Raw genomic sequence first — 25,368 nt, 5'->3', positions numbered from 1 at the left:
TCCTCCCAAAATTTGGTACGCTTTTTCTAACTCATCCAACTTTTTTTGGTACAGCTTTTTTTGATGCTCCGTAGGTGCATTCGTAATCCTGATTTGAAATTCGTTGTAAAACTCATTATACTGAGCTGTTATCTCTGCTCGAGAAGCGTTAGCTTCTAATTCTAATCTTTCTAGAGCCTCTTCTTTGGTCATTCTATCGATTTAATATACAGAAATCTTAACCCTACCACAGCTATCTCACTGTAATGAAATGTAGTACGTAGTTAATGTTAATTCTTTCTAGTTCTATTTATTGGTCTTTACGTATCTAATAAAGATACACTTACTTCATTTTTAAGGAATAACAACTGTTATTTACCTCCTACAAAAACTTGTTGCAAAGATGAAAAACTCCATCTTATTTTCAACATTTAAATTGTATTTAATCTCTTGGCCTATAATTTTACCAAATAGGATCATCTCCTCCCGAAGAATTATTGGAAGAACAAGCCCTACTTGCGCAGTCCTCTGCTCTATCGGCAGCTCTATCGGCTCTATCGGCAGCGCGTTCTGCATCCTGTTCTTTACTTTCTGCGTCACGCAGCACACCTTCGGCCTCTCTTAAAACTCCTTCCATATCGCCAAGAAGATTCTTCGCATCTCCTGCGTAATCATTGATGGATCCTACAGTATCTGCTGCGGCCTGTTCATTTACTTGCATATTGGTCAACACTCCTGCAGCGTCTTGTTCAGAGGTCAAACATTTTTCTAAACTCGTTTGTGCATTCTGCTCGCATTCTTCAATCTTCGTTTGCGTTCCTAGACAGCTTGACTCACATTCCTTAACGTTGTTTAGAATCGTGGTAGCCTCCTCTGCATGTTCGTTTATAAGTCCAACCGTCTCTGCTGCGGCCTTTTCATTCACCTGCATATTGTTCAAAACCCCTGCGGCATCCTGCTCATGTTTCAGGGTTAATTCTAAAGTTTTTGTTCCTTCATCCACCTGTCCGCTCAATTCTTCTAAATGGCCATTTGCCGTTTCGAGTGCTGATTCGCAACGTGTTGTTGCATCTTCAGATTTTTCAGCGTTTTCATTAATGAGTTCTATCGTTTCTGCGGCAGCTTTTTCATTGACTTGTAGGTTTGTCAATAAATCCGCAGCTTGTTGTTCTATTTCTAGCATGTCACTCAGGCTCTGCTTAGCATCACCTTCATGCTGTTGTGCATCATTTGCCGCCTTATTTGCCGTTTCTACAATTTCATCTACACGTTCTATCGCTTCTGCAGCTTTATCTGCATGTTCGTTAATACGACCAACGGTATCTGCTGCAGCTTTTTCATTCACCTGCATATTCGTTAATATACCAGCAGCGTCTTCCTCATGCTTCAAGGTTCTTTGTACAGCATCCTCTGCCTCACCTATCAGTTCTTCTGCTTTCTCAATGCGGGCTCTAACTTCTGTTTCAGCTTCTTTGGCGTTCAATGCAGATTGCTCCGCTGCATCTTCTGCTTCTTTCGCTTCTTCAGCTGCGTGTTCGGCAACACCTTTATATTTCTCTGCTTCAGCTGCAGTTTCCTCTGCTCTATCCGCCGCTTTCTCTGCGATTTCTGCAGCATTTGAAGCGCTTTCTTGGAACCTTTCAGCTTGCGACGCAGCGCCTTCAGCACGGTTTTCAGCTTGCTCAGCACCTTGCGCAGCACTTGAAGCATTTTGCTCATGTTGTTGCGCCTGACTCATTGCTTGCATCGCCGATTGCTCATGCTGTTCTGCTTGAGTGCTCGACTGACTTGCAGCTTGCTCATGTACTTCTGCATCATTCATAGCTTGTTCAGCCGCTCTTGCATTGGCCTCTGCTTGATGCATTAAACTCGTTGTTCGTTGCTCTGCCTGCTGCGTATTGCTCAACGCCTGTTCTGCATTTTGCTCATGTTGTTGGGCCTGATTTCTATATGTTGCTGCCGATTGCTCGTGAGCCTGGGCTTCGTTCATAGCTTGCTCTGCATCACTTTCATATTGCTGCGCCTTGTTCATTGCTGTTAAGGCATCCTGCTCGTGTTGTTGAGTTGTCGCTAAAGCTGTTTGCGCATCTTGTTCATGCTGCTGAGTGGTCGCCAGAGAAGTTGAAGCATCCTGTTCATGCGTTTGCGTAGTTCCCAAACTTGTTAATGCATCTTGCTCATGTTGTTGAGCTGTATTCAATGCCGTTAAAGCATCTTGTTCATGGGTTTGAGTTTCCGCTAATGCTTGTGCTGCATTTTGCTCATGAGCTTGGGTATTGGTAAAGGATTCTTCCGCACTTTGTTCGTACTGTTGTATCTCCTGTAACATTGCTTGAATTGCCTGATGAGTTTGCGTAATTTCAGCAAGCATTTCTTGCGTCTGTTCCTGTATCCCGGCAATTTCATTATACATCTCATTAACCGACTCCTGCGTTTCAGCTATTTCAGTTTGACGTGTTTGAATTTCACTACGCTGAGCGACTACTTCATTATAAACCGTTGTAACCTCTTCATTTTTAGTATTAAGATCTTCTACAACTGTATTGGCCACCTCTACGTTTTCCTGTAAACTTTGGAAAGAGGTATTCATTTCTCCCAAAACAGATTCAGCCTCGTCTTTTATTTGGAGAACATTTTCTTGTGTACCTGAAATCTCATTAGATTTAGAAATCAACACATCTAATGAAGACGAAGCTTCTTGAATAATCGCTTGAATTTCTGTAGAACTACTCATAACTATATATTTTGAATACTTTGACTTAACTGATTTAATTTTTCTCTCACAGAAAACGCTAAATCAGCAATAATTTCTTCTTCTTTTTCTATTGGTTTTGATGCTGTTTCATTTTGAACAGATTCCGTTTCAGCAGATTGCCTTGCGGATACTTTTGCCGAAGATTCAACCTCGGACTTGTCGCCCAGTTGAGTATCCTGTGTAGCAGTAGTAGAAATATTCTCTTCTTTGATGGAACCAGAATCTCTCGATTCTTTAATATTCACATTATTTAAGCTGTCTTCTTTTTCTTGCTCCGAAGTTAAAACAGCGCCTGTTACGGCAGCACCAGCCACCGCCATACCAGCAGCAGCAGACTTGATTTTTTTCTTCTTCTTAGACATAGTAGTAGTAAATAAAGTTATTTCACATCCAATCGCTGTTTAAAGTTCAGGTAGGTATTGAAATGAATAGTAGTGTCTTGATACCCTGCTTTATCGGCAGTCTGCATCTTGATCATTCCAATCTCTCTATCTCCCATTTTGAAGAGCATCAAACCATGGTAGAACTTTCCCTTAAGCGAGCCTCTTTGCTCAGCTTTTTCGAAGTATTCTTTGGCCTTAGAAAAATCTTCAGGGTTACTGCTCAACTTTTCTGCGTTGAACTGAATCATTCCCTGTTCTAACAAATTATTCGTTTGAATGTTTTGCACCACAAAGTACGAAATTACACTTCCAACTACAATTATCAACGAACAAATTATTACCCATTGCTTTCTGTTCAGTTTTACTTTAGGTACTGAAGCTGAAAGCGATACTTTCGTAGCTTTGTTTTCCAATAAACACGCATAAGCTTCTTCAAGTTCTTGCAACTTATCAGTGTATACTCGCTTCATGGCAACGTTTCCCGCGCGTTCAATAGACAGTTCTATCCTCTCTTTTTCTTTCAGGTATATGAGTTTTAAATCCTCCTCATTGGTGAACCCCGAAATTTTTAACACACTCAACGCTCTACTTTGATCCATAGTTTTTCAATAACAGTTGGGCTAAAAATAAGGATCTTACTCGAGCTATGGCAAATTTTTAATGGATTGCATATCGTCGCAACTCTGATCTTCTTTTCAAATTTTCTCCTTTTTGAATTGAATGAGATGTGTTTGATAATAAGAAATCGATATAACATAGGCACAACCTTCTAAAAATCCTGATACCACTGAAAATGCTTCTCCATAATTCTATTCTTCTCTGCCTTAATAAACTCTAAAAAGGCTTTAGAAACGGGTGACATCTTTTTATTCTTCAACCATATGAGTCGCCAATCAGTTTTTACCGGTAAGTTTTTTCGCTCTATAATTTTAAGTTCTCCATCAAGGAGTTCATTTTTAATCCCTATTAAAGGTAAAAGTGAATGACCTAAACCAGCCACAACCGCTTGTTTTACTGCCTCATTACTCGTGAGCTCTATACGCTTTCTTTGCTGGGTTGACTTTTGCTTAAAAAAGGCCTCCATTTCCTGTCGTGTAGCCGATCCATCCTCTCGAAAAATGAGGGCTTCCTTTCGTTTATAATTATCTGGGTTACCTACCAAAAACAATTTGTTTTCCATCAAAATCTCTTCTTCTACCTCAACATCATCAGGTAAAACAGAAACCACCGCGAAATCCATTTTATTAGTTTTAAGATCCTCTACCACCTTTGCCCTGTTGGTTACATCAAGAATTAAATCTACTCCCGGATAATTTGTCAAAAAATCAGATAAGAAATAAGGAATAACATACTTCCCAGTTGAAGCGGAGGCAATTTTCAAATTCCCTTTCATTACCCCTTCATATTCTCTTGTTTTATACTTTAACTCATCAAACTCTACAAAAATTCGCTTGGCAATTTTAGCCACCTCGTACCCAAATTCTGTAACATATAGTTTTCTCCCTACTATCTCTGTTAAGGGAATATCGAACTGATCTTGAAAGTTTTTAAGTTGTATAGATACTGCCGGTTGCGTCATAAACAACTCCTCCGCAGCCCTCGTAACACTCATGGTTTCCACGATCTTAAGGAAGATGCGTAACTGATTCACTGTATAATTCATAAAATATATTTATGTATTTCATTATAAATATAAATAAAATTATATGGTACAAAGCCTCTAACTTTGTAGAAAATTTAAAAAATGCACACAACAGTTTTAAGTTTAGTAATCCTCCTACCCACCTTACTGCTTCTCATTTCATCATTAAATGTTGGGCCGTTTAAATCCATGAACAAAATATACAACTACAGTATATTTACAGTATGGACAGCTTTAATCGCTAGTGCAATTTCCATCTTTCAAATTAGTACTGAAGGCGTTACTTCAATCGAGTACTTTACATGGAACGAAGTAGGGTTGGTACTTCGCCTAGATAGCTTAAGTGTTACCATGTACACCATGATTGCCATAATTGCTTTGGTGGTGTTCCGCTACAGCAGAAACTATTTAAACGGTCATGATTTACATGCCCAGTTCTTTGGACGATTAGCCTTTACAATAGCAAGTGTGCAACTGTTCGTGCTCTCTGGTAACTTGGCCGTGCTCTTTTTTGCTTGGATAGGAACCGCAGTTGGACTTCACCGTCTACTAATGTTCTTCCCGCAACGTGCTAAGTCTAGATTAGCAGCAAAGAAGAAATTCGTAATCGCTCGAGCAAGCGAAGCTACCTTGTTAGGAGCAATCCTGTTACTATATGTAAGTTTTAATACAGGAGACATACAACAAATCTTCAGCGCACTACAAAACACAAGTGATTTTTCACAATATCCTTACCTGGAGGGAGCAGGATTGTTACTGGTATTGACGGCTTGTTTAAAATCAGTTCAAGTTCCTTTTCACGCTTGGTTATTGGATGTAATGGAAACACCAACACCCGTATCGGCACTATTGCATGCAGGTTTACTTAATGCAGGTCCCTTTCTTATCATTCGTTTCTCTTATGTAATGGAAGGAACGCAATATGCTTGGCTCATCTTATTTATCATAGGGGCGTTGAGCGCACTTTACGGAGCGGTAATATCATCTACGCAACCCACCGTTAAAACAAGTTTAGCTTACTCAAGTATTGGTCACATGGGCTTCTCTTTGATGGCTTGTGGATTAGGTATTTACTCTGCAGCCCTTTTACACTTAGTGTCTCACTCTTTCTACAAAGCACATGCTTTCTTAAGCTCTGGAAGTGTAGTAGATACTTACCAAACCAAAAACGCATTACGCTACCAACGTAAAGGAAGTTTTCTGAAAATTATCTTGGCAGTAATTGGTGCAATCGCTGTATACTTAGTAAGTACAGAAATATGGGGAGGAACGGAAAGCATGAACTTTCAGATGTTGATGTTGAGCACAGTGATACTCTTCGGAATGATTACCTTACAAATCAATGCTATTGACTCTGACATCAAAGGAAGGTCTGTTGTTTATCTCCTACTGATCTCAGGAGTAATCATCAATTTATTCTTCTTCTTAGAGGATGTATTCCATCACTACTTAGGAAAAGAAATTCCAGCGGTTAGAGTGGTTGACACAAGTTTAAGTGTTACCGCTTACATCATACTCGCAGTATATTTCATCACAATATTAGTAATCTCTTACTTGCCAATGATTTCTCAAAAAAGTGCCTTCCGCACCTTGAGAATACATCTAAAACAAGGACTTTATTTCAATCACATCATGAATAGGGCGTTGAACGCTTTAGCCATGAAAAAGTAAGCTAAACACCTTATTAAAAGAAAGAATTATGGAAAAGTCTAAAGTAAAAAGCACCTTAGAAAAAAGCTGTAAGCGTATTGCCCCAGCTTGGCCGCTGAAAAACTTTGTAGCCGTTAATCCTTACTTAGGGTTTACAGATACAAGCTTTAGAGAAACAGCGCGTAAATTAGCGCGTCGTGGAAATATTAAAATGACCATGCCGGTTCGCTATTACCTCAAACAAATTGCAGCAAATGTAATTCTACAAGAGGATATAGATAAAGCTTTTGAAGCAAGAGGTCTTGAACATATCTCTCAAAAAGAACTTTTAAAAGAACTTGAATTCTACGGAAAACAAGGTGACATATTACTCGCTAAAGACACCACTTTAATGGGGGTTGCTGGTCAAATAAGTAAAAAAGATTGGACCAGACACGTGATAGAAAACATTACACACTGGGCCAGTAGTTATTTTGATGACTACATCACTACATGGTCAACTACCAACAAGAAAAGCAATATTTTTCAGGCTTGGAAAGAAGAAGCATCTCACGACCTTTCGAATGAAATTATGGGACTTGAGAAGTTTAGATCTTTCGTTAAAGCATTACCAGAAGACCACAATACACTTATAGAGAGTTTTGCCAGTCAACTTAAACTTGATGGAAGCGAATTAGAAGAATACTTCCACACCCTATTCTTAAAGATAATCGGTTGGTCATCTTACGTATCTGGAATTGACTATAACAATAAACTCTACGCTTCAGAAACTGAACATTTAGCAGAATTGTTAGCCATACTATTAGCATGGGAAAGTTACTTCATGCAGGCATACAGCTCAGACCAAATCAAGTCTCAATGGTATAGAAACTTCCACAACAAAGAAGAAGAAAGTCAACTTGCCATAAAGAAATTAGAATATCAATTAATTCTACAAGAAGCTTATGATTTTGCCGCACAACGTGAAATGATGAGCAACTTAAGTACTTCCAAAGTGCTTGCATCTCCCAAAACACCAAAAGCTCAAATGATCTTTTGTATAGATGTTAGGTCGGAAGTGTACAGAAGAAACTTAGAACAACTAGACAGTGAAATAGAAACACTTGGTTTCGCAGGATTCTTTGGATTCCCTGTAAACTACAAACCCATCGCTCATGAAGAAGGAAAAAACCAATGTCCGGTGTTAATCCCTTCTTCTGCAGAAGTTCGAGAAAGTGTAAAAGATTTAGAAGCTGCTAAAAACAGAAGAATTTCTAATCACCAAATTGCTTATGGATGGAAGAAATTTAAAAAAGGCGCCATCTCGAACTTTGGATTTGTTAGTCCCGTTGGGATCTCTTTCTTGCCACAACTAATCGGAAACTCCTTTAGATGGAGTAAACCGGTTACTGACCCAAAAACTGACGGTTTAGAAAAATGGTTGAAAGAAGGTAGAGCCTTAGACCTTTCCGGAATTCCTTACGAAGAACAATTAGGTATGGCGCAAGGAATGATGAAAAACTTAGAAGTGAAAGACAGATTAGCTCCTTTAGTTTTGATCACGGGTCACGGTTCTAGTTCAGTAAACAACCCGCACGCTTCTGGATACGATTGTGGTGCATGTGGAGGTCACTCCGGAGAAATAAACGCTTTAACAGGCGCGCAGATATTAAACACTCCTCAAATCAGAACAGATTTAGCCAAGGCCGGAATAAAAATCCCAGAAAACACCTTGTTCTTGGCTTGTTTACACAACACAACAACAGACGAAATTAGCATCCTGAACGGAAAAGCAATTCCGAATGACAGACAGCAAGAAGTTGTTGCCTTAAAGCAAAGTATTGATAAAGCGAGTGAAGCGTGTAGAACAGAAAGATCAGCGCGTTTCTTATTAACTGATAAGGAGAGAAAAAACCTAAAAGCAACTTTCGAAGCGAAAGCAACGGACTGGTCTGAAATAAGACCCGAATGGGGACTCGCAGGATGTAATGCCTTCATCATCGCACCACGTGAAAAAACAAGAGGAATCAACTTAAACGGAAGAGCCTTCTTACAATCTTACAACCCTGCAAAAGACAGTAACTACGAGGTACTAGAGGGAATAATGACTGCACCTATGGTAGTGACAAGCTGGATTAACTTGCAATACTTTGCAAGTACAGTAGACACCTACAAATTAGGAGCTGGAAACAAAACATTACACAATGTTACAGGTGCCTTTGGAGTAATTGAAGGGTCTGGAGGAGATTTAAAAATAGGATTACCCCTTCAAGCAGTTCATAACGGTGAAGAATTTGAACACCAACCACAACGTTTGAATGTCATCATAGACGCTCCACAAGACGCAATTAATGCCATACTCGATAAGCATGAAGGACTCAAACAATTGTGTGACAACAACTGGATTAAACTCTTACATCTTAACGAAAACGGTGACATCGATAGTCGATATACCAAAGACCTAGAATGGGAAAATGTTCTTGCCACATCAACAAGTAACAAAGAGAAATTAACCATCGCTTAAAAAGAAAGATCATGAAAAGAACTGAAAATATAGTGGACCAAAGAGAATTGATCACCTTAACTTCTCCGGATAGTTTAATGACTTTGATTGACAATCAAATTAAGCAAATAGAAAAGGACTATTTATCGGATTGGGAGAGAGATCACAGCTACAGTAAGGCAGATAGAGATGCCCGCATCAAGACCTTAGAAGAAAAGAAGAAGTATTACGCAGAACTATTTAAAAATTCTGAACAAACTCCGAAAATAAGTGTGCAAGTTACTTTGCACGACGATACTACAGTAGCAATGCAGGAAAATACTCAGGCAATGAATATTTAAAAATCCTGGTTTCTAAACGAAAGAAAGCCACTCGACCATCGTGTTGTGTGGCTTTTTTTATTCAAATACCTATCTTCACCCTTAAGATGAAAAAGCAAAGTGCCATACGCGTAAAAGACAATGCCGATGTAAAAAAACACATCAAAACAGAGGCTTTTCGTTCGTCTATACGTAAAACCAAAGCGCACAAGCACAAAGCCTATTTTGAACTTGTTTACCTCAGCAAAGGTTCCGGCACCCACACCATAGATTACGACACTTATCCTATTGACGGCCCTGTAATTTTTACCATACGTCAAGATCAATTGCACTTCTGGGACATTACTAGTAAGCCAGAAGGTTATGTTTCCATCATTAAAAAAGATTTTATTGCTCACAGTTTGGACGGTGAATTAAAAACTTTGCTCACAGAACTCAGTAGCTACAATTACCTACCGCTAAAAAATGCCCAACGCATCACCCAATTGTTTGAACTCCTGAGCACGGAAGAAAATCTCACCGCTATAGAAGGGTTGTTAAAAGCCTTGATTGCAAAAATACTGGAGGAAGCACAACAACTTAAAAACATAAACCTGCCGGCTAAAGGAGAGTTCCAGAGCTTTTTAGAAATCTTAAGCGATGCCCAAAAGCTCCAAAATAACGTAGCCTATTATGCTGAACAATTGCACATTACGCCACAAGTCTTAAACAACATCTGTAGACAGGCTGTACAACACAGCGCTAGCAAGGTAATTGCCGACCACATCATATCAGAAGCCAAACGTTTGCTGATTTATACCGACCAAAGTGTACACCAAATTGGAGAGCAACTGCACTTTAAAGACCCCTCTCATTTTGTGAAATACTTTAAGCGGTATGAAGAACAAACTCCAAAACAGTACAGAGATACCGCTAATCTAGGGATTTGATAGCTCGCGGAGCTCGCCATTCGAAGATTGGTAAATCATAAAGTGGAACAATTTATAATAGTTAATTCTCAAATCCCTCAAATTATCAAATCTTGCTGACCACACAATTTTCAAATAGACCATAAAAATTACATTCTATTGTATTTTCTTTGCACAAAAGCATTTTAGACGATGAACAAAGAGAAAAACAGTGTTTGGGAAGTAGTAAAAGTATTCTTTAAAATGGGCTTGTTCGCCTTCGGTGGTCCGGCGGCACACATAGCCATGATGGAAGACGAAATCATTGAGAAGCGTAAATGGATAAGCAAACAACACTTCTTGGATTTGGTAGGTGCCACCAACTTAATTCCTGGCCCCAACTCTACGGAAATGACCATGCACTGTGGACACGAACGCGCAGGTTGGAAAGGTCTCTTTGCGGCTGGTTTCAGTTTCATTTTACCCGCAGTTTTAGTTACCATGCTCTTTGCCTACCTCTATACTACCTATGGAGAGTTACCCGATGTTGCTCCTTTCTTCTACGGTATAAAACCGGCAATTTTAGCAGTGATTGCTGCAGCCATTTTCAAATTGGGTAAAAAGGCCCTGAAATCAACAGAACTGGGAATTTTAGGAGCTTTGGTTCTGCTTTCTTCTTTATTCGGAGTAAATGAGGTTTATGCTTTGTTAGTAGCAGGTTTATTAGGGGCTTTTTTCTTTTACACTAGAAATACGGTGAGCAACAAAGAGAAAAAACAATTGCTTCCGCTCCTACTTTTACAAACTACTTCAGTATCGAGCATAGCTACCCTGAGTACGCTTAAAGTGTTTTGGATTTTCTTAAAAGTAGGTGCCATACTCTACGGAAGTGGATACGTTCTTTTTGCTTACTTGGTGCCAGAGTTGGTGGATACGGGATACATGACCCAACAAGAATTGTTAGATGCCATTGCGGTAGGACAGTTTACACCTGGACCGGTATTGTCTACAGCAACTTTCATTGGTTACCAAATTGGCGGTGTATGGGGTTCTGTTGCCGCAACAGTAGGGATTTTCTTACCTTCTTTCTTGTTTGTATTGTTCCTAAACCCATTGGTACCGAAAATGCGACAGTCTAAATTTTTGAGCTATTTCTTAGACTCTGTAAACATAGCTGCTGTTGCTATTATGGTAGGAGTTTTAGTAGAAATGGGCACACAAACCTTAACAGAGTGGCAAGCTATTGTAATCACTGCACTAAGCTTCGTAGTAACTTTCGGTTTCAAAAAAATCAACGTGATGTGGACGGTAATCGGAAGCTCTATTTTGGGTTGGTTACTCTTGATGATTTAAGGTAGCGTTCTAGCGCAATGGATAAGCAGTTTCCTAAAGAGATTTAAAGACTACTTCTTTTTAAATTTCCAATGTCAAATCTCCAATTCTAAACTTTCACCCCAAACAGCGACAGCAATGGCAGCGCCGTGAGCTTACGCCTTAGTAAGCACAAGGAAAAAGTTACGACCAGCGGAAGTGGCTTTGCCCTTTGGTGCGACTTTGGTGAAAGTGAGGGGACTATAATGGATGGCGCGGCGGTTTGCCAAGATAGAATTGAGTATGCGTATTGCGTCTAGAGATAAATTAATCGACGTAAAAAAGATTTGAAAAATTAATCTGTTTACTTTTACTATAAATTTTTGAGGCATGAACGAGAAGTTTGAGAAGATATTTGAACACAGTAACGAAGGTTTATTGGTGGTAAATAGCTCGGGGGTGATAGACACCTTAAACCCGAAACTCTTGAAACTTTTTGGTTATGATGATGAGAAAGAAATTTTGGGTCAAAAACTCGAAATGCTCATCCCAAAGCGTTATACGAAAAGTCACGTTGGCTACCGCGAAAAGTACAATGCTGCACCCTCTAACCGTTCTATGGGAGCAGGAAGAAATTTGATGGCTTTGCGTAAAGATGGATCTGAATTTCCAGTGGAAGTCAGTTTGAGTCACTACGAAGAAAACGGCGAAACCAAGTCTATTGCCTTTGTGGTAGACATTTCTAAACGTGTAGCCATAGACACGGAATTGAAGAAATTGAACAACCAATTAGAAGAGGAGGTTGTGAAACGTACCAAGGAAGTTAATGCACAAAATAAAATGTTGCGTTCCATTGCCGAGAACTTCCCGAATGGTAATATCTTCATTATCGATAAAAACTTCATTATTGAATGGGCCGACGGTTCTATGCTACGTAGTATGGGATTGACTGATTCTTCTTTGAAAGGAATCTCCTTTATTGAACGTTTGGGAGAACATGTTAAGCCTGTTATTACTGAAAAGTTACCCCTACTCTTTAAAGGAGAAACCATAAAATTTGAAATTGAATTCAAAGAAAAGTACTTCTCTATTTACGGTGTTCCTTTGACCGAGAAAGATGGAGTTACAGACAGCGCATTGCTGGTAGAAATGGATGTTACCATAGAAAAACATGCCGAATTGAACATTGAGCGCAGTTTGAAAAAGGAAAAGGACTTGAATGAATTAAAATCTCGTTTCGTGGCCATGGCTTCGCACGAGTTTAGAACTCCTTTGAGCACCATAGATACTTCTGCAACATTAATTTCTAAATACACCAAAACTGAGCAAGACGAAAAGCGTGCGGTTCACGTAAAGCGTATCAAACGTATGGTTTCTAACCTTACCCAAATCCTAAACGACTTCCTTTCCTTGGAAAAACTGGAATCTGGTTTAATTACCCCTAACATTTCTAGCTTCAATTTCCACGCTTTAATCGAAGAGGTAATCGACGAGGTTGGATTGGTAAAACGCAAAGAACAATTCTTGCATTTGGATTACGGTTTAACCACGTCTCAGGTGATAGAATCTGACCAAAACATTTTGAAAAACTGTATCATCAACTTGGTTTCTAACGCGTGTAAATATAGTCCGGAAGGAGCAACTATAGACCTCATCATTAGCGAGGAAAATGGAAACATACACGTAAAGGTAAAAGACCAAGGAATAGGTATACCGGAAGAAGATCAAAATCGCTTGTTCTCTCGTTTTCACAGGGCTCGTAACGTGACAAACATAGAGGGTACGGGGCTAGGATTGAACATCGTAAAACGATACATGGATGTCTTGGGCGGAACAATTACCTTCACCAGTAAAGTGGGTAAAGGATCTACCTTTGAATTGTGTTTTCCTAAAAATTGACATTTATCAATTTTCTTAACATTATCGATCAATATTTAAACACCTTCTAACTCTCATCTTTGTGAGATGTTTAAATTGTTGGTCATAACATCTCTTGAGGAAGGATTAAAACCTCACTTGGATTGTGTTCTCGAATACTTTGCAGATGACAATGTGCAAATTGACGTGATACATGGTTATGAGCCGCAAAAAGATAATGCCATCAGCATTATGAACCTTAACGACCTTATTTACAGGGAGAAGGTGAAAAAAATGGATGGTGTTATTTTACAAAATAAGGCTTTAACGCAACATTTATTAAACTTCCATCTTCGCGGAAAAGTACGTGTAGGCTCGATAGAAAAATTGGTTCAAAATCAACTCGATGCGAACCATTATGACGCTATTTTGTTTACCTATGAAATCCCGAAAAATATCAGTAGAAAACTCAAGCAATACAAAATCCCCCTTTTCTTGCCAACCCCTTCTCGTTATACCTATCAATTGTCGTTCGGAGGTAACTCCGAGGATACTACATCAATAGGTGAACTTACTGAAGTAATTCGTCGTCTAAATATGGTTGAAAAGGAGGGGGGATTTCTACTGAATTTACCTCACATTTAGCCTGAAATTAACTACCTTTATTATTTACCCCAACACTGAAAAATGAAGAAGATATTACTCATAGAGGACAACGAGGATTTTAGATTAAATACTACGGAGATTTTAGAGCTAAACGACTATGAAGTAATCACCGCTTCCAATGGTGTAGAAGGGATAGAGAAAGCCATTCTTACCAAGCCAGATATTATTATTTGTGATGTAATGATGCCCCAACTGGACGGTTACGGTGTAATTAATATTTTGACAAAAAACCCTGAAACTTCTAGTATTCCATTCATCTTTTTAACAGCTAAAGCTGAAAAAACAGATATTAGAAAAGGAATGAATTTAGGTGCGGATGACTACTTGTTAAAACCATTTGATGAGGAAAGTTTAATCACCTCGATAGAAACGCGTATTGCGCGTAATCAGAAAATTAAATCGCAAATCTTACAAGCTTTTGTTGGACAAGGTGCCGTTATTGAAGAAGACAGCAAGCATCAGGACATTAAGAGTTTACTGGAACACAAGAAAACGAAGTGTTATAAAGCCAAAGAAGAGCTGTACAGAGAGGGTGATTTTGCTCATTATTTATACTACGTGAACAAGGGAAAAGTTAAATGTCAGAAGACAGATAGCTACGGAAAAACCTTTGTAACACAAATCATAAATCCCGAAGAGTTTTTTGGGTACATGGCACTTTTGGAAGGAAGTGAACACAACGAAAGCACCATAGCTTTGGAGGATACTGAAATCACGTTGATTCCTAAGAAAGAATTCCTAAAATTGATTGAAAGCAACCGTGAAGTCGCAACGCTTTTCATCAAATTATTAACGGGTAACATCAAAGAAAAGGAGGAGAAACTCCTACAATTGGCATACGCTCCTGTTAAGGAACGCATTGCCCGTACACTTTTGAACTTATGTGAGAAAGATGGCGTGCACACCTTAAACATTTCTCGAGATGATTTAGCGAACATCGTTGGAACTGCAAAAGAATCATTGGTAAGAAACCTAAGCACTTTTAAAAGTGAAGGAGTAATACGTACAAGTGGACGAGAGATTACTGTATTGAAACCAGAGGAATTGTCGCGCCTAATTGATTTGGTATAGAATTAATTTCTTTATTGACATTTGTCAATCTATAAGCTTTATTGAATACAGAAATTTGCAGCATGAATTGTTACCATTGCGGAGATACATGTTCCACTACCATCGTAATAGATGAGAAAAATTTCTGTTGTAACGGGTGTAAAACTGTATACGAAATATTGCAGCTTAATGCGCTGGGAGATTTCTATACGATCAATTCAACTCCAGGGGTAAAAATTGATGAAGACCAAGTAGGTTACTTTGATTTTCTCCTTCTTCCTGAAATCCAGAAAAAGTATCTTTTCTTTGAAAATGAAGCGATTAAAAAAGTGGTATTTCACCTCCCTCAAATCCACTGTAACTCTTGTATTTGGCTCTTAGAAAACTTACCTAAAATTTACGATGAATTAGAGCATGCAGAAGTTAACTTCAACGCTAAAAAAGTTCAGTTTACACTTACTAAATCTGCCGACATTGTAGCATTTGCTCAATTCTTACAAAAATTGGGATATCCTCCTGATTTCAGCACCCAAGAACAAAGCAGCAAGAGCAACAAGAAATTATTGATAAAAATTGGTGTAGCAGGATTCTGTTTTGGGAACATCATGCTCTTTGCCTTCCCTGAATACTTGGGTATGAGCGAGGATGAAAGTTTTAGAGATTTGTTTCTTTACCTATCCTTCTTTTTAAGTATTCCTGTTACCTTCTATTCGGGTTGGGATTATTTTAAGAACTCATTTATAGGCCTTAAGAACGGTGTTTTCAATATGGATTTACCCATAGTTTTGGGATTGATAACACTCTTTGTAAGAAGCACCTATGAACTATTCGTTTATACCGGACAGGCATATTTTGATTCTTTATCAGGTCTTATTTTCTTCTTACTCATCGGTAAGTGGTACCAAGAAAAAACGTACAATCATCTCAACTTTGATAGAGATACGCTTTCCTTCTTCCCTATTGCCATACAACGTAAAAAGGGAGAAGAATTCGAAACTACCAATATTTCTGACCTTCAACCTGGGGATATTATTCAGGTTAGACATAAAGAACTCATACCTGCAGACGCTATAGTCATGGAGGGTAAACCTGTCATTGACTACAGTTTTGTTACTGGTGAAAGCACTCCTGAATACCCCCAAAAAAAACAGGCCGTTTATGCTGGTGGAAAACAAATGGGAGATAGTCTTTTACTGCAAGTTGTAAAGAAAACCGATCAAAGTTATTTAACCTCTTTGTGGAATACTCAAAATTCGCAACTGCGCCCCAAAGACCATAAACTTACTTTACTCTCCAATGCTTTAAGCAAGTATTTCACGCTTTTCATTCTGCTGCTAAGTTTAGGAACCGCTACCTATTGGTATTTCCACGATGTTAACATGATTTGGAGAAGTGTAAGTGCTGTACTTATTGTTGCATGTCCGTGTGCACTTGCGTTAAGTTTACCTTTTACCTATGGAAATGCACAGCGTTTACTCGCTAAAAATTCATTCTTCGTGCGCAAGATGGATTTGATAGACAACCTTCCGGATGTTACGGATATCATCTTTGATAAAACAGGAACCTTAACCGATACTAGCGCTATTCAATTAACACTAGAAGGAGAACTTAGTCTTGAAGAAGCAAACCTTTTATACACAGCCACTTCTTCTTCGCTTCACCCTTTAAGTTTAGCCATAAACACCTACTTAAAAACCAACTATAAAGTTCAGAAATTCAACATTTCCGAATTTATGGAAATCCCTGGACAAGGACTTTCTTTCCGCAAAAACAATCAATTCTTTAAAGTAGGATCTTCAGATTTTACAGCTTTAGAACATAAAAAAGATTACAATGGAGTATTTGTCACAATCAACGGTTACTATCATTGTTGGTTCAGTGTAACTCATAACTACAGACCGGGAATACAGGAAAGCTTGGCGCAATTGCACAAGACTTACCAATTGCACCTTCTTACAGGAGATAAAAACAAGGATGAGGCATTATTAAAGGAAAAATATGGTTTCAGTCAACTTCATTTTAATCAAAAACCTTCTGATAAACTCCGTTATGTACAAGCTTTGGAAAAGGCCGGTAAAAAAGTAATGATGATTGGAGATGGTATTAATGATGCCGCTGCTCTGTCTTCAAGTAGCTTTGGTATTGCTGTTGCCAATAAAGAGCACGGTTTTACCCCAGCCAGTGATGCAATTCTCGATGGAAAGAAACTTCACCTCCTTCCCCAAATTTTAAAATTTGCCTTAAACAGTAAACGTATTGTGGTAAGTAGTTTTACGCTCTCATTTCTTTACAATGCAATCGGACTTTTCATAGCCGTACAAGGAATATTTGCTCCTGTATTTGCCGCCATACTTATGCCATTAAGTTCTATATCAGTGGTAATCTTTACCACCTTAAGCACGAGCCTTTCTGCCAGAAGAACACTGAAATAACCCGCGTTTTTCCATAAAAAATGAAGATTGACCAATATCAATTTTTGAGTTGATCAAACACATTTTAATCCCTTACGATTTTAGCTCTCTTTGTTGAATAATTTTTACAAAATGGAAGTAATCGTTTTACTCATCTCAGTTAGTTTGCTCTTGGCAAGTATCTTTCTCGGCGCCTTTATCTGGGCACAGGTTAATGGTCAGTACGAGGACGATCAGAGTCCTGCCGTTCGCATGCTAATGGATGATGAACAGACTATCACTTCTAACAATAGAACTAAGCAGTAATGGAAGTAGAAAAATTTCAGTACGATAATAAAATCGTAAGCAAATTTGCCCTGGCTACAGTGATCTGGGGTGTAATTGGTATGCTAGTCGGGTTGTTAATCGCATGTCAACTCGTTTGGCCATCGCTTAACTTAACCTCATGGCTTACCTTTGGTAGAATTAGACCACTGCATACCAATGCGGTGATTTTTGCCTTTGTGGGTAACGGTATTTTTGCCGGGGTTTACTACTCACTTCAACGTTTATTAAAAACGAGAATGTGGAGTGATAAACTCAGTAACATCAACTTTTGGGGATGGCAACTTATCATATTATCGGCGGTAATTTCACTTCCTTTAGGATATACCACTTCTAAAGAATATGCCGAATTAGAATGGCCGATAGATATCGCTATTACTTTGCTTTGGGTAGTATTCGGTTGGAACATGTTTGCAACCATCTTAAAAAGAAGAGTAAAACACTTGTACGTAGCCATTTGGTTCTACATAGCAACCTTTGTAACGGTAGCTGTACTGCACATTGTTAACTCTTTTGAGTTCCCTATTCACTTCATGAAGAGTTACTCTTGGTATGCTGGGGTTCAGGATGCCTTGGTTCAGTGGTGGTACGGACATAACGCCGTGGCATTCTTCTTAACAACTCCATATTTAGGATTGATGTACTACTTTGTACCGAAAGCTGCGAACAGACCGGTTTACTCGTACAGGTTATCTATTATTCACTTCTGGGCCTTAATCTTTATTTACATCTGGGCTGGACCTCACCACTTGTTATACACGGCATTGCCAGACTGGGCGCAATCTTTAGGAGTAGTATTCTCTATCATGTTGATTGCTCCATCTTGGGGAGGTATGTTGAATGGTTTGTTAACCTTGAGAGGTGCTTGGGACAAAGTACGTGATAACGTAGTATTGAAGTTCATGGTGGTTGCCCTTACTTGTTATGGTATGGCGACTTTCGAAGGACCAATGTTATCGTTGAAATCAGTGAACTTAATTAGTCACTTTACCGACTGGACCATTGCCCATGTACACGTAGGAGGTTTAGGGTGGAACGGTATGTTGACCTTTGGTATGTTGTATTTCATCATTCCAAAAATTTACAGAAAGCCATTATACTCTAAGAAATTAGCCAATGCACACTTCTGGATTGCAACCTTAGGTATCTTGTTATATGCCATTCCAATGTACTGGGCAGGATTTGCACAAGGATTAATGTGGCAACAATTCAACCCAGACGGAACTTTAGTAAACAAAGATTTCTTAGAAACAGTTACCCAATTACGTCCATTCTTTGCCATGAGAGCAGCAGGTGGAGCCTTATTCATAGTAGGTGCAGTAATGATGAGTTACAACTTATTGAAAACGGCATTAGCTGGTAAGTTAGTAGCGAATGAAGAAGCTGAGGCTGTTAACGCCTTAATGGTTGAACATAAGAAAGAGAAAAAAGAATACTGGCACAAAGTTGTTGAACGTAAACCAGTAAGAATGTTGATTTTGAGTTTAGTAGTTATCCTGATTGGTGGTGCTATTGAAATCATTCCTACTTTCTTGGTGAGCTCTAACGTAAAAACCATCTCTAGTGTAAAACCATATACACCTTTAGAATTAGAAGGTAGAGACTTGTACATCAGAGAAGGGTGTAACAACTGTCACTCTCAAATGGTACGTCCATTGCGTTTCGAAACAGCGCGTTATGGAGAATATTCTAAAGCAGGAGAATTTGTTTATGACCACCCTTTCCTTTGGGGATCTAAGCGTACAGGACCAGATTTACATAGAGAAGGTGTTGGTAACAAACAAAACAGACCAGATTCTTGGCACTACTTACACATGATGGAGCCATCTAGTATTTCTCCAGGTAGTATCATGCCGACTTACGAATGGTTGACTGAAGACGACTTGAACGCTGATCACATCCTTGACAAGATGAAAGCAATGAAAAGCATGGGAGTTCCTTATGAAAACATAGAGGAACAAGCGGTTAGAGATAGCATAGATGCGCAAGCTACACGAATTGCTAAAAGTGTCTTGTTCGACATCACTAAAGACAACTATACAGATGAGGATGTTACGAGCATGAAGCAGAAAGAAATCGTAGCATTAATTGCCTACTTGCAACGCTTAGGATCTGACATTAACAAATTAGAAGCAACTAAAACGGAATAAGATGCTGAAGTATATCAAACACCATATGACCTCTATTGATGGTATAGAGATTTATCCCATCATCTCATTGGTCATCTTCGTAGCCTTTTTCATAGGATTATTCTTCTGGGTATTCAGCATGAAAAAGAAGCACATTAATGAAATAAGTGATTACCCTTTAAACGACTAAAAAATGGAAAAAAGTGTAATATTTTGGGCCTTGGTGGTTACTGCTTTTGTATTACTTCTTAGCATCTTCAGCTTAGGAAATGCCATGAAAGTGTACATCAAGAGCGACACCTTCAAGAATAAAGTAAATAAGATAAAAGAAAACAATACGATTAAAACCTTGTTGCTACTCCTTGCTTTTGTAGCAACAAGTACAGGAACTTTTGCACAAGATGCTGCTACAAGCGCTGCGGAAGTAAGTTTCTACACCACAACGAAAATCTACATTCTATTGGCCATAGATTTGGCCTTGGTTGCCTTTTTGGTGTACTACAGAAACTTCTTTAACAAGTTGATTAACATTGATAAAAAGGAAGAAGACGAAGCACCAGTTCAAGAATTCGTAAAAGAAAGAACAAGCAAGTTAACGCAAATCTTAACGGATACTGTTCCTGTTGAAGAAGAGGAAAGTATTCTAATGGACCACGAATATGATGGAATTCAAGAGTTAGATAACAACTTACCACCTTGGTGGATCTACGGGTTCTATTTAAGTATTATCGCCGGTGTACTTTATTTGTTAAACTACCACGTATTCAAGATTTCTCCTTTGCAAGAAGAAGCTTATCAAACGGAGGTTAAAGAAGCCAAAATTGCGGTGGATTTATACCTGAAAGAACAAGCTTTGAACGTGGATGAAAACACCGTTACTGTATTAACAGATGATGCGGACATCTCAAAAGGTAGAATGTTATTTAACCAATATTGTATTGCCTGCCACAAAGAAGGTGGAGGTGGTGACGTTGGTCCAAACTTAACAGATGACTACTGGATACACGGTGGTAAAATCAACGATGTATTCAAAACAATAAAATACGGAGCCCAAAACGGGATGAAAAGCTGGAAAGACGAATTAAATCCAGTGCAAATGCAACAAGTTGCTTCATACATCAAGTCTTTGAGAGGTACAAATCCTCCAAACGCCAAGGAGCCTCAAGGAGACTTGTATGTTGAAGAAGGAACCGCTGAAACGGAGGTTGAAGGTGAAGTTGCAGATACCTTAAATGTAGAGTAATGGCACAAGAGGAGTTTAGAGATAAAATCGCTACTGTAGATGCACAGGGTAAACGCATTTGGATATTTCCTAAAAAGCCAAGTGGACAGTTCTACTCAAAGCGTAAGATATTGAGTTACTTACTACTCTTGCTCCTCTTTGCTATACCCTTTATTAAAATTGACGGAGAGCCCTTTTTACTCTTCAACATCATAGAGAGAAAGTTTAGCATATTCGGACAAGTTTTCTGGCCACAAGATCTTTACTTATTTGCGTTGAGCATGCTGGTAATGATTTTATTCATTGTGGTGTTTACCGTGATTTTTGGCCGACTTTTCTGTGGATGGATTTGTCCGCAAACCATCTTCATGGAAATGGTATTCAGAAGAATAGAGTACTGGATAGAAGGAGATTACAAAGCACAAAAGAAACTTGCAAAGAGTCCTTGGAACAGAGAAAAAATTTGGAAAAGAAGTTTAAAGTACACGTTGTTTTTTGGTCTTTCTTTCATCATAGCTAATACTTTTTTGGCCTACATTATTGGATATGAACAAGTGTGGGATATAGCAACCACACCTCCAGCACAGCACATCGTTGGGTTCATCGCTATATTAATATTCACCTTCATCTTTTTCATGGTGTTTTTGAAATTGAGAGAGCAGGTTTGTACAACGATTTGTCCTTACGGTAGACTGCAAGGAGTTTTACTTGATAGTAAATCTTTGAATGTTATTTACGATTACAAACGTGGTGAGAAGAGAGCTAAATTCAACAAGAAAGTAGACCGAAAAGAAGCGGGACAAGGAGACTGTATTGATTGTAATCAATGTGTGAATGTTTGTCCAACCGGTATAGACATCCGAAACGGGATACAGTTAGAATGTATAAACTGTACAGCTTGTATTGATGCATGTGACTTCATGATGGAAAAAACCAATCAACCCAAAGGATTGATTCGTTACGACTCTGAAGATGGAGTGGCTAAAAAAGAGAACTTTAGATTTACACCGCGTGTTATCGCCTACACAATAGTTTTAGTAGGGTTACTTGGACTACTTACCACTTTACTCATGTTGAGAAGTGATTTTGAAGTTACCTTATTACGAACAAGAGGAACCTTATTCGAACAAAACGATGCCGGTGAAATCTACAACATTTACGATATCAATATCATCAATAAAACCAATAAAGATTTACCCGTTCATTTTGAAATTATAGACCATGAAGGGAGAATAGAAATGGTGGGAAATGATATCACGTTAAAAGCGAGAGATGCCGCTAAATCTAAGTTTATCATTTACATAGAACCGAAAGATTTAACTTCACTTAAGACCGATCTTAAAATAGGAATTTACGAGGGAGAGGAATTAGTTGAAACAGTGAAAACAACATTTATAGCACCGAGAATATGAAATTTACATGGGGATGGGGAATAGCATTGTTTTTAATGGGCTTTATGGCCTACATCTTATCAATGGTATTTCAAGCACAAAAGGTACAGACCGATTTATATGCCGAAGATTATTACGCTCAAGAAGTGAATTTTCAGCAAACACTTGATGCGAAAGCTCGCGCCTTAGTTTATAAGGATAGCATTAGCGTTGAACAAAGTGCAGAAGGTATAAAGATCAAATTTCCTGAAGCTTTGGCCGGACAAACAAACACCGAGGTAAACTTATATAGAGCTAATAACGCACAGTTAGATTTAAACTTTAAGTCGCCTCAAAACAACTTTATTTTAATCGATAAAGCCAATTTAATCAAAGGGAACTACCAATTAAAAATAAAATGGGAAGCCAATAACGAGAGCTTCTTAGTTGAAAAGAACTTTTACTACTAGCATGCTTTGGACTGCATTAACATTAGGACTCATTAGTAATCTGCATTGCTTAGGCATGTGTGGACCAATAGCCCTTGCCCTACCCGTAGGAAAGATGCAGCCCGTTCAGAAGTTCATTTCCATTTTCACCTACAATTTTGGTAGAATAACGGTGTATACCCTACTCGGACTTATACTCGGAATCTTTGGTACATCCTTAAAACTCATAGGTTTTTTACAAGGCTTTAGTGTATTGGCAGGAATTGCTTTAATTCTAATTGGATTAAGTGAATTTGGATTCATGAAGTTCAATATTCAGAATTTTGGTTTTACAGCCTTAAATAAACTCAAAGGAAAGTTTGCTCAACTGCTTCAGAAAAGAAGTTTAGACGCCTTTTTTATGATGGGTATTTTCAATGGTCTATTGCCTTGCGGTATGGTCTACTCTGCATTAATAGCTTCTTTAGTGATGGGTAGTATTCAAGGAAGTGCTACTTACATGTTATTGTATGGAGTTGGAACTTTACCGGTTATGTTCTTCCTTCCCTTTTTTAAAAGCTTCATTCAACTGAAGACCAAACGTTACTTAAGAATATTGATTCCGGCCTCTTTTATCATCGTTGGAGGTCTGCTGGTACTAAGAGGTGCCAACCTAGGAATTCCCTACATGAGTCCTGCCCTACAAGAACAAATCGGGGTATTGCCCCAAAACCAAATTAACTGTCATTAACATGCATACTTTTCTATTCAAATATCTAGTTTTCGGGCCAATCAGCAGCAGAAGACTGGGAAGGTCCTTAGGCCTTAACATTTTGCCCAAAGAACACAAACTTTGCAATTTTGATTGCGTTTACTGCGAGTGTGGAGAGGATCATCAGAAACATCAAAATGTACAATTCCCAACGGTGGAGGAAATCTTAGAAGAGCTGCTTTTGAAGTGTCAAATGCTCAACGATAGAGACATAAAAATAGACACTATAAGCTTTGCTGGAAACGGGGAACCAACGCTTCATCCTGACTTCGAGGAAATCATGTATGCTGTAAAAACCGTTAGAGACTTATTATTACCTGATGCTAAAATTGCGGTGCTTAACAACTCCACTATGTTGCATAAACGACAGGTAAGAAAGGCACTAGAAATTGCTGACTATTCTATCTGTAAACTAGATGCCGGCGACGAAAGCACCTTCTATTCCATCAATAGACCGCTTGGTAATTTAACCTATCAAAAAGTGAAGGACAACCTTAGAAATTACGGGAATAAAATTATCCTTCAGAGTTTGTTTTTTAAAGGAAAGAATGAACAAGAGCAACTAGGAAACTACAACGATCAAGAAGTTGAAAAATACTTAAGCTTGGTTGAATCGATAAAACCAGAAAGCGTAATGCTTTACAGTTTAGATAGAACAACGGCTATCCCCGATTTAGAGGCCGTTTCTATACCTCAATTAAAAACAATCGCCGAACGATTAAACCATTTAGGAATTACCGCAACAGTTGCATAAGATGAGTGAATTAATACGTAAATACAATCAACCAGGTCCAAGATACACGAGTTACCCCACCGTACCTTTTTGGAAGGATATGGACATCGATAAGGAAGCTTGGAAAAACAGTTTAATTGATGCTTTCAAGCTTCGTGCTAAGAAAGAGGTGAGTTTATATATCCACCTACCGTTTTGTGAGCAACTTTGTACATTTTGTGGTTGTCATAAACGCATCACAAAAAACCACGCTGTAGAAGAACCCTATTTACTTACAATTCTCAAAGAATGGCAACTTTATACGTCATTTTTAGGAGAAGATATGGTGATCAAGGAAATTCACTTAGGTGGAGGTACTCCAACATTTTTTCAAGCCGAAAACTTGGCGCGACTCATCAACGGAATTAAAGCGTTGAGTTTGTTTGATCCTGAAATTAGTTTGAGTTTTGAAGCTCACCCCAATAACACCACAGAAGAACACCTTAAAGTTTTCAGAGAGCTTGGTTTTAACCGCTTGAGTTTCGGGATACAAGACTACGATCCTCTTGTTCAAAAAACCATCAATAGAATACAATCTTTTGAACAAGTAAAGAAAGTGCATACCATGGCTTTGGATTATGGTTTCAATTCTGTGAGTCATGATATTATCTATGGACTTCCTCATCAAACCCTTGACAGTATAAAGGATACAATAAACAAGACGGCACAATTACGTCCACACCGTATTTCATTCTACAGTTATGCTCACGTTCCCTGGATTAAAGGTGTTGGTCAACGCGGTTATAATGAAGACGACCTTCCCAAAAATGAAGAGAAGCAAGCACTCTATGAATATGGAAAAGAAGAGTTACTCAAGTTGGGATATCAAGAAATAGGAATGGACCACTTTGCATTACCTGAGGATGAACTATCTGTTGCACATCAGCAAGGTAAATTACACCGTAACTTTATGGGATATACCACACAAAGTACAGAAGTTATGATAGGGTTAGGTATG

23 protein-coding genes are annotated in these 25,368 nt (G+C 38.6%); 18 read left to right on the top strand and 5 right to left on the bottom strand.

What is annotated here, in order from left to right; translation table 11 throughout:
• From AC22ZQ_RS02065 to AC22ZQ_RS02045, 5 genes are all read right to left on the bottom strand, one after another.
• The coding region (locus tag AC22ZQ_RS02065) for a hypothetical protein (protein WP_318956910.1) at positions 1 to 192 on the bottom strand (192 nt) is incomplete at its 3' end.
• Between the two features lie 250 nt (positions 193 to 442).
• On the bottom strand, positions 443 to 2,713 hold the full coding sequence (locus tag AC22ZQ_RS02060) for a coiled-coil domain-containing protein (RefSeq protein WP_318956909.1): 2,271 nt from the start codon (positions 2,711 to 2,713) through the stop codon (positions 443 to 445).
• Between the two features lie 2 nt (positions 2,714 to 2,715).
• Complete coding sequence (locus tag AC22ZQ_RS02055) at positions 2,716 to 3,096, bottom strand: hypothetical protein (RefSeq protein ID WP_318956908.1); 381 nt, start codon at positions 3,094 to 3,096, stop codon at positions 2,716 to 2,718.
• A gap of 17 nt (positions 3,097 to 3,113) precedes the next feature.
• The gene (locus AC22ZQ_RS02050) at positions 3,114 to 3,716 is read right to left on the bottom strand and encodes a hypothetical protein (RefSeq protein ID WP_318956907.1); all 603 of its coding nucleotides are present in this window, start codon (positions 3,714 to 3,716) and stop codon (positions 3,114 to 3,116) included.
• 170 nt (positions 3,717 to 3,886) lie between these two features.
• Positions 3,887 to 4,780, bottom strand: a complete 894-nt coding sequence (locus AC22ZQ_RS02045) for a LysR family transcriptional regulator (RefSeq protein WP_318956906.1) — start codon at positions 4,778 to 4,780, stop codon at positions 3,887 to 3,889.
• A 168-nt stretch (positions 4,781 to 4,948) separates the two neighbouring features.
• Here AC22ZQ_RS02045 and AC22ZQ_RS02040 point away from each other — a divergent pair, with 168 nt between their 5' ends.
• The 18 genes from AC22ZQ_RS02040 to hemN all read left to right on the top strand — a co-directional run.
• Positions 4,949 to 6,430: a proton-conducting transporter transmembrane domain-containing protein gene (locus tag AC22ZQ_RS02040; RefSeq protein WP_318956905.1), complete on the top strand. Its 1,482-nt coding sequence runs from the start codon at positions 4,949 to 4,951 to the stop codon at positions 6,428 to 6,430.
• A gap of 28 nt (positions 6,431 to 6,458) precedes the next feature.
• The gene (locus AC22ZQ_RS02035) at positions 6,459 to 8,912 is read left to right on the top strand and encodes a YbcC family protein (protein ID WP_318956904.1); all 2,454 of its coding nucleotides are present in this window, start codon (positions 6,459 to 6,461) and stop codon (positions 8,910 to 8,912) included.
• Positions 8,913 to 8,923: 11 nt separating this feature from the next.
• Positions 8,924 to 9,232: a hypothetical protein gene (locus AC22ZQ_RS02030; RefSeq protein WP_318956903.1), complete on the top strand. Its 309-nt coding sequence runs from the start codon at positions 8,924 to 8,926 to the stop codon at positions 9,230 to 9,232.
• 86 nt (positions 9,233 to 9,318) lie between these two features.
• Positions 9,319 to 10,140, top strand: coding sequence for a helix-turn-helix domain-containing protein (locus AC22ZQ_RS02025; RefSeq protein WP_318956902.1), 822 nt, complete (start codon positions 9,319 to 9,321; stop codon positions 10,138 to 10,140).
• Between the two features lie 171 nt (positions 10,141 to 10,311).
• On the top strand, positions 10,312 to 11,451 hold the full coding sequence (gene chrA / locus AC22ZQ_RS02020; RefSeq protein ID WP_318956901.1) for a chromate efflux transporter: 1,140 nt from the start codon (positions 10,312 to 10,314) through the stop codon (positions 11,449 to 11,451).
• A 348-nt stretch (positions 11,452 to 11,799) separates the two neighbouring features.
• Positions 11,800 to 13,308: a sensor histidine kinase gene (locus tag AC22ZQ_RS02015; protein ID WP_318956900.1), complete on the top strand. Its 1,509-nt coding sequence runs from the start codon at positions 11,800 to 11,802 to the stop codon at positions 13,306 to 13,308.
• A gap of 66 nt (positions 13,309 to 13,374) precedes the next feature.
• A complete protein-coding gene (locus AC22ZQ_RS02010; protein WP_318956899.1) occupies positions 13,375 to 13,911 on the top strand; it encodes a hypothetical protein in 537 nt (178 codons plus the stop codon).
• A 42-nt stretch (positions 13,912 to 13,953) separates the two neighbouring features.
• Positions 13,954 to 15,003: a response regulator gene (locus AC22ZQ_RS02005; RefSeq protein ID WP_318956898.1), complete on the top strand. Its 1,050-nt coding sequence runs from the start codon at positions 13,954 to 13,956 to the stop codon at positions 15,001 to 15,003.
• Positions 15,004 to 15,065: 62 nt separating this feature from the next.
• Positions 15,066 to 17,414 (top strand): heavy metal translocating P-type ATPase, encoded by a 2,349-nt coding sequence (locus AC22ZQ_RS02000; RefSeq protein WP_318956897.1) that lies wholly within the window; start codon positions 15,066 to 15,068, stop codon positions 17,412 to 17,414.
• Positions 17,415 to 17,525: 111 nt separating this feature from the next.
• Positions 17,526 to 17,699 carry a cbb3-type cytochrome oxidase assembly protein CcoS gene (gene ccoS, locus AC22ZQ_RS01995; protein WP_090251040.1) on the top strand — a complete coding sequence of 58 codons (174 nt, stop codon included), beginning with the start codon at positions 17,526 to 17,528 and terminating at the stop codon, positions 17,697 to 17,699.
• Positions 17,699 to 19,867: a cytochrome-c oxidase, cbb3-type subunit I gene (gene ccoN, locus AC22ZQ_RS01990; protein WP_318956896.1), complete on the top strand. Its 2,169-nt coding sequence runs from the start codon at positions 17,699 to 17,701 to the stop codon at positions 19,865 to 19,867. The genes ccoS and ccoN overlap by 1 nt, the downstream gene beginning before the upstream one ends.
• A 1-nt stretch (position 19,868) precedes the next feature.
• Positions 19,869 to 20,036, top strand: coding sequence for a CcoQ/FixQ family Cbb3-type cytochrome c oxidase assembly chaperone (locus tag AC22ZQ_RS01985; RefSeq protein WP_090251050.1), 168 nt, complete (start codon positions 19,869 to 19,871; stop codon positions 20,034 to 20,036).
• A 3-nt stretch (positions 20,037 to 20,039) separates the two neighbouring features.
• Positions 20,040 to 21,089 (top strand): cbb3-type cytochrome c oxidase N-terminal domain-containing protein, encoded by a 1,050-nt coding sequence (locus AC22ZQ_RS01980; protein ID WP_318956895.1) that lies wholly within the window; start codon positions 20,040 to 20,042, stop codon positions 21,087 to 21,089.
• Positions 21,089 to 22,480 carry a cytochrome c oxidase accessory protein CcoG gene (ccoG, locus tag AC22ZQ_RS01975; RefSeq protein WP_318956894.1) on the top strand — a complete coding sequence of 464 codons (1,392 nt, stop codon included), beginning with the start codon at positions 21,089 to 21,091 and terminating at the stop codon, positions 22,478 to 22,480. The genes AC22ZQ_RS01980 and ccoG overlap by 1 nt, the downstream gene beginning before the upstream one ends.
• Positions 22,477 to 22,908, top strand: coding sequence for a FixH family protein (locus AC22ZQ_RS01970; protein ID WP_318956893.1), 432 nt, complete (start codon positions 22,477 to 22,479; stop codon positions 22,906 to 22,908). The genes ccoG and AC22ZQ_RS01970 overlap by 4 nt, the downstream gene beginning before the upstream one ends.
• 1 nt (position 22,909) lies before the next feature.
• Entirely contained in the window at positions 22,910 to 23,617 is a 708-nt protein-coding gene (locus AC22ZQ_RS01965; RefSeq protein WP_318956892.1) for a sulfite exporter TauE/SafE family protein, read from the top strand.
• Between the two features lies 1 nt (position 23,618).
• Entirely contained in the window at positions 23,619 to 24,392 is a 774-nt protein-coding gene (locus AC22ZQ_RS01960) for a radical SAM protein (RefSeq protein ID WP_318956891.1), read from the top strand.
• 1 nt (position 24,393) lies between these two features.
• A partial coding sequence (gene hemN / locus AC22ZQ_RS01955; protein WP_318956890.1) for an oxygen-independent coproporphyrinogen III oxidase occupies positions 24,394 to 25,368 on the top strand: 975 nt, incomplete at its 3' end.

Source organism: Lishizhenia sp., from assembly GCF_057456495.1.
This window is presented reverse-complemented; position numbering and strand designations above follow the sequence as displayed.

Excerpts from the sequence above, each read along its gene's own strand:
- AC22ZQ_RS02010 (WP_318956899.1), top strand. The coding sequence starts at position 13,375 with ATGTTTAAATTGTTGGTCATAACATCTCTTGAGGAAGGATTAAAACCT.
- AC22ZQ_RS02035 (WP_318956904.1), top strand. The coding sequence starts at position 6,459 with ATGGAAAAGTCTAAAGTAAAAAGCACCTTAGAAAAAAGCTGTAAGCGT.
- AC22ZQ_RS02030 (WP_318956903.1), top strand. The coding sequence starts at position 8,924 with ATGAAAAGAACTGAAAATATAGTGGACCAAAGAGAATTGATCACCTTA.
- ccoG (WP_318956894.1), top strand. The coding sequence starts at position 21,089 with ATGGCACAAGAGGAGTTTAGAGATAAAATCGCTACTGTAGATGCACAG.
- AC22ZQ_RS02005 (WP_318956898.1), top strand. The coding sequence starts at position 13,954 with ATGAAGAAGATATTACTCATAGAGGACAACGAGGATTTTAGATTAAAT.
- AC22ZQ_RS01980 (WP_318956895.1), top strand. The coding sequence starts at position 20,040 with ATGGAAAAAAGTGTAATATTTTGGGCCTTGGTGGTTACTGCTTTTGTA.
- AC22ZQ_RS02015 (WP_318956900.1), top strand. The coding sequence starts at position 11,800 with ATGAACGAGAAGTTTGAGAAGATATTTGAACACAGTAACGAAGGTTTA.
- ccoS (WP_090251040.1), top strand. The coding sequence starts at position 17,526 with ATGGAAGTAATCGTTTTACTCATCTCAGTTAGTTTGCTCTTGGCAAGT.
- AC22ZQ_RS01985 (WP_090251050.1), top strand. The coding sequence starts at position 19,869 with ATGCTGAAGTATATCAAACACCATATGACCTCTATTGATGGTATAGAG.
- AC22ZQ_RS01960 (WP_318956891.1), top strand. The coding sequence starts at position 23,619 with ATGCATACTTTTCTATTCAAATATCTAGTTTTCGGGCCAATCAGCAGC.
- AC22ZQ_RS02045 (WP_318956906.1), bottom strand. The coding sequence starts at position 4,780 with ATGAATTATACAGTGAATCAGTTACGCATCTTCCTTAAGATCGTGGAA.
- AC22ZQ_RS02025 (WP_318956902.1), top strand. The coding sequence starts at position 9,319 with ATGAAAAAGCAAAGTGCCATACGCGTAAAAGACAATGCCGATGTAAAA.
- ccoN (WP_318956896.1), top strand. The coding sequence starts at position 17,699 with ATGGAAGTAGAAAAATTTCAGTACGATAATAAAATCGTAAGCAAATTT.
- AC22ZQ_RS02050 (WP_318956907.1), bottom strand. The coding sequence starts at position 3,716 with ATGGATCAAAGTAGAGCGTTGAGTGTGTTAAAAATTTCGGGGTTCACC.
- AC22ZQ_RS02040 (WP_318956905.1), top strand. The coding sequence starts at position 4,949 with ATGAACAAAATATACAACTACAGTATATTTACAGTATGGACAGCTTTA.
- AC22ZQ_RS02060 (WP_318956909.1), bottom strand. The coding sequence starts at position 2,713 with ATGAGTAGTTCTACAGAAATTCAAGCGATTATTCAAGAAGCTTCGTCT.
- AC22ZQ_RS02055 (WP_318956908.1), bottom strand. The coding sequence starts at position 3,096 with ATGTCTAAGAAGAAGAAAAAAATCAAGTCTGCTGCTGCTGGTATGGCG.
- AC22ZQ_RS01970 (WP_318956893.1), top strand. The coding sequence starts at position 22,477 with ATGAAATTTACATGGGGATGGGGAATAGCATTGTTTTTAATGGGCTTT.
- AC22ZQ_RS01965 (WP_318956892.1), top strand. The coding sequence starts at position 22,910 with ATGCTTTGGACTGCATTAACATTAGGACTCATTAGTAATCTGCATTGC.
- chrA (WP_318956901.1), top strand. The coding sequence starts at position 10,312 with ATGAACAAAGAGAAAAACAGTGTTTGGGAAGTAGTAAAAGTATTCTTT.
- AC22ZQ_RS02000 (WP_318956897.1), top strand. The coding sequence starts at position 15,066 with ATGAATTGTTACCATTGCGGAGATACATGTTCCACTACCATCGTAATA.